Source organism: Marinobacterium arenosum, assembly GCF_019795155.1.
Classification (GTDB): Bacteria; Pseudomonadota; Gammaproteobacteria; order Pseudomonadales; family Balneatricaceae; genus Marinobacterium_C; species Marinobacterium_C arenosum.
On the sequence record NZ_JAILYN010000083.1, the window covers coordinates 1 to 11,749 of the forward strand.

Annotated in this window: 13 protein-coding genes; 6 read left to right on the plus strand and 7 right to left on the minus strand. The window is 60.8% G+C overall.

Features of this window, described 5'->3' with window-relative positions; genetic code table 11:
* Window positions 1-313: 313 nt before the first annotated feature.
* Entirely contained in the window at window positions 314-793 is a 480-nt protein-coding gene (locus K6T12_RS20720) for a tetratricopeptide repeat protein (RefSeq protein WP_222224877.1), read from the minus strand.
* Window positions 794-997: 204 nt separating this feature from the next.
* Here K6T12_RS20720 and cysK point away from each other — a divergent pair, with 204 nt between their 5' ends.
* On the plus strand, window positions 998-1,966 hold the full coding sequence (gene cysK, locus K6T12_RS20725) for a cysteine synthase A (protein ID WP_222224878.1): 969 nt from the start codon (window positions 998-1,000) through the stop codon (window positions 1,964-1,966).
* A gap of 143 nt (window positions 1,967-2,109) precedes the next feature.
* On the opposite strand, the gene K6T12_RS20730 is transcribed toward cysK, so the two are convergent.
* Entirely contained in the window at window positions 2,110-2,307 is a 198-nt protein-coding gene (locus tag K6T12_RS20730; RefSeq protein ID WP_222224879.1) for a hypothetical protein, read from the minus strand.
* A 253-nt stretch (window positions 2,308-2,560) separates the two neighbouring features.
* Here K6T12_RS20730 and K6T12_RS20735 point away from each other — a divergent pair, with 253 nt between their 5' ends.
* A complete protein-coding gene (locus K6T12_RS20735; RefSeq protein ID WP_222224880.1) occupies window positions 2,561-3,517 on the plus strand; it encodes a bile acid:sodium symporter in 957 nt (318 codons plus the stop codon).
* A gap of 77 nt (window positions 3,518-3,594) precedes the next feature.
* Here K6T12_RS20735 and K6T12_RS20740 read toward each other — a convergent pair whose 3' ends face one another.
* Window positions 3,595-4,521, minus strand: a complete 927-nt coding sequence (locus K6T12_RS20740) for a Dyp-type peroxidase (protein ID WP_222224881.1) — start codon at window positions 4,519-4,521, stop codon at window positions 3,595-3,597.
* A gap of 223 nt (window positions 4,522-4,744) precedes the next feature.
* Here K6T12_RS20740 and K6T12_RS20745 point away from each other — a divergent pair, with 223 nt between their 5' ends.
* The gene (locus K6T12_RS20745; protein WP_222224882.1) at window positions 4,745-5,140 is read left to right on the plus strand and encodes a ribonucleotide reductase subunit alpha; all 396 of its coding nucleotides are present in this window, start codon (window positions 4,745-4,747) and stop codon (window positions 5,138-5,140) included.
* Window positions 5,141-5,194: 54 nt separating this feature from the next.
* On the opposite strand, the gene K6T12_RS20750 is transcribed toward K6T12_RS20745, so the two are convergent.
* Both K6T12_RS20750 and K6T12_RS20755 read right to left on the minus strand, forming a co-directional pair.
* Window positions 5,195-6,034: a sulfurtransferase gene (locus tag K6T12_RS20750; RefSeq protein ID WP_222224883.1), complete on the minus strand. Its 840-nt coding sequence runs from the start codon at window positions 6,032-6,034 to the stop codon at window positions 5,195-5,197.
* A 25-nt stretch (window positions 6,035-6,059) separates the two neighbouring features.
* Window positions 6,060-7,343 (minus strand): tryptophan--tRNA ligase, encoded by a 1,284-nt coding sequence (locus K6T12_RS20755; protein WP_222224884.1) that lies wholly within the window; start codon window positions 7,341-7,343, stop codon window positions 6,060-6,062.
* 154 nt (window positions 7,344-7,497) lie between these two features.
* Here K6T12_RS20755 and K6T12_RS20760 point away from each other — a divergent pair, with 154 nt between their 5' ends.
* Window positions 7,498-7,731, plus strand: a complete 234-nt coding sequence (locus K6T12_RS20760) for a DUF2789 domain-containing protein (RefSeq protein ID WP_222224885.1) — start codon at window positions 7,498-7,500, stop codon at window positions 7,729-7,731.
* A gap of 148 nt (window positions 7,732-7,879) precedes the next feature.
* Complete coding sequence (gene yaaA / locus K6T12_RS20765) at window positions 7,880-8,656, plus strand: peroxide stress protein YaaA (protein ID WP_222224886.1); 777 nt, start codon at window positions 7,880-7,882, stop codon at window positions 8,654-8,656.
* Window positions 8,657-8,967: 311 nt separating this feature from the next.
* Here the strand turns inward: yaaA and K6T12_RS20770 are convergent, their stop codons facing one another.
* Entirely contained in the window at window positions 8,968-9,447 is a 480-nt protein-coding gene (locus K6T12_RS20770) for a 3'-5' exonuclease (RefSeq protein WP_222224887.1), read from the minus strand.
* Window positions 9,448-10,353, minus strand: a complete 906-nt coding sequence (locus K6T12_RS20775) for a class I SAM-dependent methyltransferase (protein WP_222224888.1) — start codon at window positions 10,351-10,353, stop codon at window positions 9,448-9,450.
* 249 nt (window positions 10,354-10,602) lie between these two features.
* Between K6T12_RS20775 and htpX the strand changes: the two genes are divergently transcribed.
* Entirely contained in the window at window positions 10,603-11,490 is an 888-nt protein-coding gene (gene htpX / locus K6T12_RS20780; protein WP_222224889.1) for a protease HtpX, read from the plus strand.
* Window positions 11,491-11,749: the final 259 nt, after the last annotated feature.

Consider the following 11,749-nt stretch of genomic DNA (forward strand, 5'->3'; position numbering starts at 1 on the left):
GGCGCCGCCATGCGCAAGCTGGTACACATCTGTTTCGGTGTGGTGAAAAACCAGCAAGAATTCCAACCACAACTGCCGTAAAAGGCCGTTGTGGCCGGAATCGAGAGATGGTATCTACGGCAGGGCTTATGTAGCAGCGGGCTCCGACCGCGACGGGGCTGGCACGGTCGGCGGATGACGCCTGCGGAGCGGGCTGCTATAACACAGGCGGTTACAACGCCTAGCGGCATTTGCTCGATTGCAATCGACCCTACAACGGTAGAGCCCTCATAGCAGGGTGCTAGCGCCACAGCTATTAGAAATCTTAGAAAAGTCAGCGTTGCGGCAACGACGGTTGCCGAGCCTGCCACTGGCGGGCGGCGGCTTCATCAACCGATAGCCCCAACTCTCCCTTGTTGCAGGCCTCGACCATCCGCTGCAACGCCAGCGGATGGCCCTGCTCCGCCGCCTGGCGGTAGAACGCCAATGCCCGGGCGGGATCGGCCCGGAAGTAATGCTCGAAGCCCTGTTCGTAGATCCGCCCCATCTGGTACCGGGCCTTCATATCGCCCTGTTCGGCGGCGCGCTGCAGATAGATTCCACCCTGGATACGGTTCTGTACCCCATCGCCGCGAAAGTGCAGCAGATGGCCGTAAACGGACAACGCCCGGGTACTGCCGTTATCGGCGGCATATCGGAACAGCCGCATCACCAGATTATGCTTGCTGCGTGAACGCTTGCCGATCGAACTGCGAAACAGCGCATAGGCAACCCAGAACAGCGGCATCGCCAGCACTCGCATCAGCAATCTCATCGGTATCCTCCTCCCCTATTCGCTGCCGGCATCATATCAACAGCCACTAATATAAAAAACGCTCTACCCAGCCTGATTTAGTCGGTACAGCTCTTGATCCAAGCTTGGGAGTACGCTAAAAAACCTATTCAAATCGCATAAATCGAGCCTCTTTATATTCTCATTAAGAATAAAAGGGCATTCACGAACACCGCGGAGCATTTCATGAACATCTATGAAGACAACTCGCTGACCATCGGTCGCACCCCCCTGGTACGTCTGAAGCGGCTGGCACCGGACGCCAACGTCTTTGCCAAGGTCGAATCGCGCAACCCGGCCGGCTCCGTGAAGTGCCGTATCGGCGCCAATATGATCTGGGCCGCCGAACAGGACGGCTCGCTGCAGCCGGGTATGACCCTGGTGGAACCGACCAGCGGCAACACCGGTATCGCACTGGCGTTCGTGGCTGCTTCGCGTGGCTACAAGCTGATCCTGACCATGCCGTCGTCGATGAGCCTGGAGCGTCGCAAGCTGATAAAGGCGCTGGGCGCCGAGATCGTACTGACCGAGCCGGCCAAGGGGATGAAGGGCGCAATCGAGCAGGCCAACGAGATCGTCGCCAGCGATCCGTCCAGCCATCTGATGCTGCAGCAGTTCGAAAACCCGGCCAACCCGGCGATCCACGAGAAGACCACCGGCCCGGAGATCTGGCGCGATACCGAGGGCCAGATCGATGTACTGGTCGCCGGGGTCGGCACCGGCGGTACGATCACCGGCATCTCCCGCCACATCAAGCAGGTCGAAGGCAAGGCGATCACCAGTGTGGCCGTGGAACCGGTCGACTCGCCGGTGATCAGCCAGACCCTGGCCGGTGATGAGGTTAAGCCGTCACCGCACAAGATCCAGGGGATCGGCGCCGGTTTCGTACCGAAAAACCTGGATCTGTCGTTGATCGACGCGGTCGAGCAGATCGGCAATGAAGAAGCGATCGAGAGCGCTCACCGACTGATGACCGAGGAAGGGATCCTGGCCGGCATCTCAGGTGGCGCCGCGGTGGCTGCTGCGCTGCGGGTCGCCGCGCAGCCGGAGTTCAAGGACAAGAACATCGTGGTGATCCTGCCGGATTCCGGCGAACGCTACCTGAGCTCACCGCTGTTCGAAGGTCGCTTCAGCGATAACGAGAACGTTCAATAACCAGCTGCCCGGCGGCGGGTCGACGCCCGCGGTAGGCCGCCCGCCGGCAACCGTCGCAAGGGCCCGGCAACTGCCATAAAAAAACCGGACGCGATGCGTCCGGTTTTTTTAATCCATAAACTCGGCGACTGACGCCGGCGCGATCAGTTGATCAACTCACGGATCGATGCGTGGGTCGGGAACTGCGACAGCTGATCGGCACAAACACTGCGGTCAGCGACTTTGATGATGGTGTACCAGCGGGCCTTACGTTCGCTTCCCTGAAAGTGGCCATCAACCTCGAAATTCTCGCCATCCACCGCCAGCACGGCGATCTTACGTGTAGTGCACTCGGTGCGCATGGTTGTACTCTCCCTTCTTTAATTCAGCCGTTTATAGTTGTTTTGTAGTTTTTGTACAAACAATGATAGCGTACCCGCCAAAATTGACAATCCCATGACCAAAAAACGACCTTATGACCAAGGCTCTGTGAAATAAAACTACAAAGCTAATACGCAAGTATAAAGTTAAGTTTAGTCCAGAATCTGGTACAAAGACGGGTTCAGGCGCCGGCCGCTGGGAGTCGCGGCGCCCCGCTCGTCGAGGACACCCGGTTTGAAATCTGCATTCCTGCCGGCCGGCCTGGTGCTGGCCTTCATTATCGCCTGGCTCCAGCCGCTGCCTGGCGCACAATTGAAAGAGGCCGGCCTGATTCCATGGATGGTGGTGAGCATCTTCCTGATCAATGGTTACCAGACCAACCTGTCGGAACTGCCGCGCAGCCGCATCTTCCTGCTGGCAGTGTTGGTCGGTGGGCTGATCAACCTGGTGCTGTCCCCCTTCATCGGCCTGGCCGCAGCCAGCCTGGCCGGCTTGTCGGTCGGCGCCAGCCTGGGACTGATCGTCAAGGCAACCGTGCCCTCGACACTATCCACCTGCATCGTGCTGACCCAGCTCAGCGGCGGCTATGCGCTCTGGGCATTGGTGATGACCATTGTGTTGAATATCGTCGGCGTGTTCAGCATCCCGTTCATGTTGCAGCTGACCCTGGAGCAGGCGGGTGCGATCAGCATCGATCCGCTGGCGCTGCTATGGAAACTGATGCTGATGGTATTGCTGCCGTTTCTGGCCGGGCTGCTGCTTCGGCGGCTGGCCACGGTCGACCCGCAGCACCTGTTGCTGCAGTATCTACCGTCCAGCTGCGTGATCCTGACGGTGTGGATGTCGCTATCCAGCTCCAGCGAGGTGTTCGCCCAACTGGAACTGAAATCCCTGACACTGATTGCGCTGGCCTCAGTGGCGGTGCACCTGTTGCTGATGCTGATCGCCTGGCTGGCCGGCCGGCTGATGCGGCTGGAGTGGCAGGCACTGGTGGCACTGGTGTTCACGGCGTCGCAGAAGACCCTGCCGGTCGCGGTCAGCGTACTGGCGGCGCTGAACCAGTCGCTTGGCGAGGCACTGCTGGTCTGCGTCACCTTCCATTTCCTGCAGTTGTTTATCGATTCACTGCTACCGGGCCGGATAAGGCGGAGGATGGAAGGTTTGAGTCAACAGAATCGAGTTAACAGCTGAACAGTTAACAGCGCCCCTTTAGCGACGATCTGTGCGCCAACGCTGTTAACTGTAAACTCAACACTGTCTACTTCTTCTTATCCCAACCGTTCAAGCCTATCGGCCGCGGGCGCGAAGAACGCCTGGCCGGTCACCGCCCGGGTGTACTTCAGCAGGTGGTCCCAATGGCCCTGGCCGTCACCGATCACCATGCTCTCCAGCATCGCCTCGAAGTTGTCCGGCGTGCGGCAGTAGGAGGCGAACATCAGGCCACACTCTGTGCTGCTGCCATAGGGCATACTGTGACGCAGGATCTCGATCGAACGGCCGGCGCTGTCCTTCAGCGAGGTCCGTTTGGTATGGGCGGTCAGCGGTTTGTCGGCGGAGAAGTACTCGATATTGTCCTGCTTGGTACGGCCGATGGTGTCCTCCTGGGTTTTCAGCGGCTGTCGCTGCCACAGCGGTAGCTTGTGCACGTAGCGCTGCAGGTGGATATAGCTGCCGCCACTGAATGCGCTGTCCTCGGCCCCCACCACCGCCACCTCGGCCCGATGCTCGCCGGTCGGGTTTTCGGTGCCGTCGACAAAACCGGTCATATCGCGGCTGTCGAGGTAGCGGAAGCCATGCACCTCCTCCACCAGCTGGGCGGCATCGGCCAACTGACTGCGGATCTGCCAGGCCAGCTCGAAGTTCAGGTCATGCCGGTCGGAGCGGATGTGGAACAGCAGGTCGACCGGTGTCGCCGGCGCCACCCGCAGCCCCTGCTCCAGGGCCGGAAACGGCCGCAGCTGCTTTGGTTGCGGATCACCGCACAGACGGTTCCAGTAGCCGCTGCCGACCGCTACAACGATGTGCACGCCCGCCTCCGGGTGGTTGTCGTTGTAGCGCTGCTGTAGCGCCGGGATGCCGGCCAGGACCTTGCGCACGGTTACCACCGCCTGGTCCACATCGGTCTGGTTGAAGGTCAGGAAAATCGCATCGGAACTGGCTTCGGCGGTAATACCGGACTGGATGCGTGCTGCCATCGGTGTCACTCCTGTGCTTAACAATCGTCGATCGGCGTTGAGGTCAGAAACAAGCCACTGTTTCCATACTATCCCGAGGTACTCCTTCAGGGGTATAAAAAATCGCTATCTCATTGATAGTACATAATTTTATTGCGAACAACCGTGACAGAGCCCGGTTTCCCCGACACTCAGGCCATGGTATCAACTGTACCGACTCACAGTCTTGACCCGAGGTAACCCGATGATTGGCAGTTTTTCCGACCTGTTGCACTCCGCCCGTAACCAAAGTACACCGCAACGGCTGCTGTTGCTGTTCGCGCAGGTGGAAACCGGCAAAGGCGGAAAGAAAAACAAGCAGAAGCAGCGCGGCAGCATCGCCCCGCTGATGTGTGTCGACAAGTTGCCGGAGGAGTTGGACAACTTCGAATCACTGGTCGCCGAGGCCGACGCCATCTGCGCCGACTGGCAGTTCCTGATTATCGCCGGACTCAGTGGCGAAGGAGATCAGCCACCCAGCCCGGAACAGGCTGAGCCTTATCTGAACCAGATGGCCAACGCGGTCGCCAGCGGCCAGGACCTGTCCGGCTACGTGATCTTCGACCGTGACCAAAACCCGGTGATGATGCAGCCGCACTAGCCGGCATTAGTGCAGCCGGCCAGCGCGACGCTAAACGGTCGCTAGAAGAAGCGGTTAGCGGCCGGTTGTCACCGGCCGCTGCGGGTCGCGGATCCACTCGCTCCAGGAGCCGGCATAAACCGCCGAACCCGGCAACCCGGCGATCTCCATTGCCAACTGGTTGTGGCAGGCGGTAACCCCCGAGCCACACATATGCACCACCGGCTGACCCGCCGGCCGATCGGCCAGCAACGCCTGCCATTCGGCACGCAGCTCGTCGGCCGGCTTGAAGCGGCCATCGCGCAGGTTGTCGGTCAACGGCCGGTTGATAGCGCCGGGCACATGGCCGGCCACCGGATCGATCGGCTCCTGCTCGCCGCGGAAACGCTCGCTGTTACGGGCATCCACCAGACTGAGCGTTGCGCCGGCCAAGCCCTGCTGTACCTGCTCGACGCTCCACCAGTAGTCGGCCTGCAGCTGCGGCTGAAAAGCCCCCGCCTGCGCAACCGGTGTTTCACGGCTCACCGCCCCGCCCTGCTGACACCAGGCCGACCAGCCGCCATCCAGCACCGCTACCGCCCTGTGCCCCAACCAGCGCAACAGCGCCCAGGCGCGGCCGGCCATGGCACCGGCCAGGTCGTCGTAGACCACCACCTGGCGCCCTTCGTACAGTCCCAGCTCGGCCAGACGCGCCGCCAGACGCGCCGGGTCCGGCAACGGATGACGGCCACTGTCCGGCCGGATCGGCGAGGACAGATCCTCGTCGAGGTGCAGGTAGTGGGCTGCGGGAACATGGCCGGCCATATAGGCCCGCCGGCCCGCCTCGGTGTCGGCCAGGTCGAACCGGCAGTCCAGGATCAGCCAGTCATCCAGATGACTGACCAGCTGCTCGGCGGATACCAGAGTGGTGTGCATAGAGACTCCGTCCTCGGTCTGGGAATTAATCCAGGAATTCGGCCAGCTCTTCGCGCAGCAGTTCGAGCTCGTTCTGCGCTTTCTGCTTGGCCTTTTTCTTCAGTTCGTCGACCTGCTGTGCCTTTTCAGAGACCAACTGGTTGGCCACCGCCCGCTTGTCGTCGGCGGCTTCAACCTGGTCCAGCAGCGGCTTGAGCTGCATCAGGATCGCCCGGCGGCGGCCCTGTTCGGCCCGCTCCAGCTCCTCGGCGGATTTCTCTTTCTTCTCCGCCTGCTGCTCGGTGCCAGCTGCGGCCAGATAGGTCAGCGGACGGATGCCGGCGGCGATTCGAACCTGTTCCAGCAGCGGAGCGGCTTTCTCGCGCGCCTTGACCGCGCCCTTCTGCAGCACCGCCTCCACTTCCCCCAGGTCAGCCATCAGCTCGTTATAGCGGGCCCGCGGCCCGGCCAGTTTGGCGTCCAGGAATTCGAACAGCTCTGTCTTGGCATCGCCCCAGGCGATACCGCTATGGAACTGCTGACGCATCGCCGCACACTCGACGCTATCGGCAAAGCAGCTGTACAGCTGGTACAGGGTACTGTCATCCGGATCCTTCGGCTCGCCCGGCTCGCGGGTATCGGTCTTGATCTGGTTGATCAGCTTGCGCAGCTCGTCGCTGGAGCAGAACAGCGGGATGGTATTGTCGTAGCTCTTCGACATCTTGCGGCCATCCAGCCCCGGAATCAGCTGAGTCTGCTCGTCGACCACCGCTTCCGGCAGGGTGAACAGCGGCTGGTAGGTATGGTTGAAACGACCGGCGATATCGCGTGCCATCTCGATATGCTGGATTTGGTCCTTGCCGACCGGGATCAGCTCGGCATTGAACATCAGGATGTCGGCCGCCATCAGGATCGGGTAGCTGAACAGCCCCATGGTGACCCCGTCGTCCAGATCCTGCCGACCGGCCTCACGGTTGGCGTCGACCGAGGCCTTGTAGGCGTGCGCCCGGTTCATCAACCCCTTGGAGGTCATGCAGGTCAGAATCCAGGTCAGCTCGGTGATCTCCGGGATATCGGTCTGGCGGTAGAACACCGCCTTGTCGGTATCCAGCCCCAGCGCCAGCCAGGTGGCGGCGATCTCGCGGGTCGAGCGGGCGACGCGATCCGGCTCGTGGCACTTGATCAGCGCATGGTAGTCGGCCAGGAAGAAGTAGCTCTGGAAGTTCGGGTCTTCACTGGCTTCGATCGCCGGTTTGATGGCGCCCAGGTAGTTGCCGATGTGCGGCGTGCCGGTGGTGGTAATACCGGTCAGAACGGTCTTTTTATTCATGCGGTTTCTTAATTCGGTCAGCGGCTTGCAAATGGTTGATATGATAACGCAAATCCCGCCGGGCCGCGTAGGCTTTCCCGGCCGGCAAACTTTGACAGTCCGCCGATCCTGACCAACACTGAAGCCAACGGCCAAGAGGCTGCCGGAGGTCGCCGTGGACACCTCGACTCACAACATCAACACGTTGTTTGATCAGCTGGGTTTGCCCAGCAGCGACCGGGATATTGAGCGTTTCATCGAAACCCACCGGCTCTTCACCGGCGACATCGTGCTCTCAGAAGCCACCTTCTGGACCCCCGCCCAGGCACAGTTCCTGAAGGAGGCGCTGGAGGATGACTCCGACTGGTGCGAAGCTGTCGACGAACTGGATAGTCGCTTGCGCTGTTAATCTCCACCTTTCGTTCTCCTTAGTCTGACCGGTGCCTGGCACCGGTCTTTTTTATCCGCCGTCAGGGCCCCGCCACCGCATGGACAGCCACCGCGCTCTGTCGCTATGATGTCCCTTTCCCAATGCCTGACAGATTTGATCAACCTCTATGCTGACCGTTATCTCCCCCGCCAAGAACCTGGATTACGACACCCCGGCCACCACCATGGCCGCCAGCCAGCCGGAATTTCTCGAGCACAGCCAGGAGCTGATCGAACAGTTGCGCCAGCTGTCGGTACAGGACGTTGCCGAGCTGATGAAACTGAGCGACAAGTTGGCCAGCCTGAATGTCGCCCGCTACGAATCCTGGTCACTGCCGTTCAGCGCCGACAACGCCAAGCAGGCGGTGCTGGCGTTCAATGGCGACGTTTACAGCGGCCTGGATGCCGGCAGCCTGTCGGAAGACGATCTGACCTTCGCCCAGCAGCACCTGCGCATCCTGTCCGGCCTGTATGGCCTGCTGCGTCCGCTCGACCTGATGCAGCCCTACCGCCTGGAGATGGGCACCAAGTTCGCCAACCGGCGCGGCAAGGACCTGTACCAGTTCTGGGGCAACCTGCTGACCGACCGGCTCAACCAACTGCTGGCCGACCAACCACAGCCGGTGCTGGTCAACCTGGCCTCCAATGAGTACTTCAAGTCGGTCAAGGCGAAGTCGCTGAACGGCCGCATCATCACGCCGACCTTCAAAGACCTGAAAAACGGCCAGTACAAGATCATCAGCTTCTACGCCAAGAAAGCACGCGGCCTGATGAGCCGTTACATCATCCAGAACCGGATCGACGACCCGGAGCAGCTGAAGAACTTCGACCTGGCCGGCTACCGCTTCGCGGAAAGTATGTCCGAGGGTGACAGCTGGACCTTTGTCCGCGACCAGGCGGAGTGAGCCTGGCGACTATCGGCCTGTACGATGAGATGAGACTCAGCTGAACTGAGTGTCGCCCGCAGAGCGGGCTACTTGTATACGTAGGGCGCCACCGCTGCAACGCCTGCCGGCGTTGGCGCCCCAGGTGGCGCCCTACAGGGCCCTGCCGTAGCAGCCCGCTCCGAGGGCGACATCCTCGGACCTACCAGGACCTGTCGCGGTCGGAGCCCGCTGCTACGGGGCTCCGCACTCCGTAGCAGCCCGCTTGGCATGCCCCTTGAATACTGCGGGCGACAGAATAGGATCATGTGGTTTGATCACAGGACTGGCGCCTAGCCAGCCGCTTCACTGCGCACCGCATGGATGGTGCGGATCAGGTCCTCGACATCCCGCAACGCACGATGTCGGCGCAGCTGCCCGCGGGACAGGAAACGGAACTGGATCAACTGCTCCGGCGTCATCACCGCGTCCAGCCCCTGCAGTTTGAAGGACGGCTTCATCCGGGCCGCATCGAACAACCGGCTCAGCCAGAAATAATCAAACTCCAGTGCATCGCAGATCACCTCATAGCCATCCAACATGGTATTGAGCCGCTGCGCGGCAACCGATACGCAGATCCCCTGCTCGGCCAGCTCCTGCCGGTCGATGCCATGCAACTCCTCGGCATGCTCGTCCCAATAATCCCAGCCGGATACCGACGCCGGGTTGATCAGAAAACTGTCCTGCTCACCGCTGGCCGCATTCTTCCAGGCAACTTCGATCGGGTAAGATAGCGGCCCCAGGCCACTGGCTTCAAAATCAATACAGATCACCTACTTCTCCCGCTCGAACAGCATCACCTTCAGCCCTTTCTCGGGGTCCTGTTCCGGGAAATCGTCCGGGTTTAGCAGCCGTTCGACAAAGCGGAAGTCAGGACACTCCTGCGCCATCAGCTCGCGGATGAAATCGGTGCCGACCGCCGGGTCATTGTGGCAGGCCAGCACCCGACTGCCGGGATCGGTCAGCTCAGGCAACCGCCGCACCACTTTGCGATAGTCCTTTTCCGCCACGAAGCTGCCCGGCTGAAAGCTTGGCGGATCGATCACGATCAGGTCGTAGGGGCCCAGCTGGCGGATCCGCTTCCAGGAGCGGAAAATATCGTAGCCCAGGAAGGTGACCTGACTGCCGTCGAAACCGTTCAACCGATGGTTCTCGCGGCCAACATTCAACATGTTGCGCGCCATATCGACATTGACCACGTGCTCGGCACCGCCGGCCAGCGCCGCCACCGAGAAACTGCAGGTGTAGGCGAACAGGTTCAGCACCCGCTGCCCCTGCGCCTGCTGGCGAACCCACTGGCGCCCTTCACGCATATCCAGGAACAGGCCACTGTTCTGGTTGCGATGCGGTTTGACTTGATAAAGCAGCCCCGACTCGGAGGCTTGCTGCTGTTCGGCAACCTCGCCCCAGAGCAGCTCGTTACTGGCATCACGGCCGCGACTGCGCTGCTGAACGATCAGCGCCTCGATCTGGCTGAAGTTGCGCAGGCCATCACAGAGCGCCTCGAGCCACTCGGTCTCGACCGGCTGGTACAGGCGGACCACCGCGACCGGCGCGAACCAATCGATCACCAAGTGTTCGAACGACGGATAGCAGTGGCCGCGGCCATGAAACAAGCGGCGGGCATCACTGCCAGCCTGGGCCAGCTGCGTGGCTACGGAATCGAAAACGCTCTGCATGAAAAAACCGTTAGAGAAAAACCTCTAGTATAAAAGTGCCATAGGCGCCGAACCATCGAAAAAATCGTTGTTTTGGCTCCTTTTTTACTGCGTTTCCGAACTGCACAAAACTGCCAGAATAGGCTCGGGGCGAACTCCACGCCTTCGCAGCCGGCAGTAAAAAAGCCGGCCCGGCTTGAAACCCGGGACCGACAACACTATCTAAGGCTGCAGTTATTCAGATTAACGATCAGTGAGGATCAACCAGCCATGATGCGAATTGGGCTTTTTCTGTTAACCAACCTGGCGGTGATTATCGTCGCCAGCATTACGCTGAAACTGCTCGGCGTCGACCACTACATGTCAGGGGCCGGCGTCAACTACACCAGCCTGTTGATATTCTGTGCGGTGTTCGGCTTCGTCGGCTCCTTCATCTCGCTGTTTCTGTCCAAGACCATGGCCAAGATGGGTACCGGCACCGAGCTGATCAAACAGCCGCGCAGTGCCGAGGAACAGTGGTTGCTGGACACCGTTGCCGAACTGGCCCATGAAGCCGGTATCAAGACGCCGGAAGTCGGTATCTTCCCGGCACAGCAGGCCAACGCCTTCGCCACCGGCTGGAACCGCAACGATGCCCTGGTGGCGGTCAGCAGCGGTCTGTTGCAGCGTTTCCGCCAGGAGGAGGTCCGCGCGGTACTGGCGCACGAGATCGGTCACGTCGCCAACGGCGATATGGTGACCCTGGCGCTGATTCAGGGGGTGGTGAACACCTTCGTGATGTTCTTCGCCCGCCTGGCCGCGATGGCGGTCGACAACTTCCTGCGCAGCGACGATGAGGAGGCTTCCGGTCCGGGGATCGGCTATTTCATCACCACCATCGTGTTCGAGATCCTGTTCGGCATTCTGGCGTCGATCGTGGTGGCCTGGTTCTCCCGCCGCCGTGAATACCGCGCCGACGCGGTCGGCGCCCGGTTGTCCAGCAACCACTCGATGATCGGTGCGCTGCAGCGGCTGAAAGCCGAATACGAGATACCGGACCAGCTGCAGGGCCAGTTCACCGCTTTCGGCATCAGCAGCCATATCAAGCAGGGCTTTATGGCGCTGTTCTCCAGCCACCCGCCGCTGGACGAGCGGATCCGCGCACTGCAGAGCCGCTGATTCGCGACCCAGAGCAAACCCAAAGCCAGCCCCGACCGGGCTGGCTTTTTTGTTTATTCATCGCCTATATCCCTCACCGATACGCCGCTTTACCAGAAAGGTTCCAGACACCGCCTGACCATCGAACTCCAAGAAGCGGTCGCCCTCGGAGCGGGCTGCTTGTATCTCTCGTTGATGGGTGATTAGCTACCGCCCATCGCAAGGAGCCGGTGAGCCAGGCGGGCTGCGAAGTCGAAAAGACTGCCCTGTAGATGAGGCC

What these genes read in the sequence shown, in the direction of transcription:
- K6T12_RS20720 (WP_222224877.1), bottom strand. Translation starts at nt 793, where the DNA reads ATGAGATTGCTGATGCGAGTGCTGGCGATGCCGCTGTTCTGGGTTGCC.
- cysK (WP_222224878.1), top strand. Translation starts at nt 998, where the DNA reads ATGAACATCTATGAAGACAACTCGCTGACCATCGGTCGCACCCCCCTG.
- K6T12_RS20730 (WP_222224879.1), bottom strand. Translation starts at nt 2,307, where the DNA reads ATGCGCACCGAGTGCACTACACGTAAGATCGCCGTGCTGGCGGTGGAT.
- K6T12_RS20740 (WP_222224881.1), bottom strand. Translation starts at nt 4,521, where the DNA reads ATGGCAGCACGCATCCAGTCCGGTATTACCGCCGAAGCCAGTTCCGAT.
- K6T12_RS20745 (WP_222224882.1), top strand. Translation starts at nt 4,745, where the DNA reads ATGATTGGCAGTTTTTCCGACCTGTTGCACTCCGCCCGTAACCAAAGT.
- K6T12_RS20750 (WP_222224883.1), bottom strand. Translation starts at nt 6,034, where the DNA reads ATGCACACCACTCTGGTATCCGCCGAGCAGCTGGTCAGTCATCTGGAT.
- K6T12_RS20755 (WP_222224884.1), bottom strand. Translation starts at nt 7,343, where the DNA reads ATGAATAAAAAGACCGTTCTGACCGGTATTACCACCACCGGCACGCCG.
- yaaA (WP_222224886.1), top strand. Translation starts at nt 7,880, where the DNA reads ATGCTGACCGTTATCTCCCCCGCCAAGAACCTGGATTACGACACCCCG.
- K6T12_RS20775 (WP_222224888.1), bottom strand. Translation starts at nt 10,353, where the DNA reads ATGCAGAGCGTTTTCGATTCCGTAGCCACGCAGCTGGCCCAGGCTGGC.
- htpX (WP_222224889.1), top strand. Translation starts at nt 10,603, where the DNA reads ATGATGCGAATTGGGCTTTTTCTGTTAACCAACCTGGCGGTGATTATC.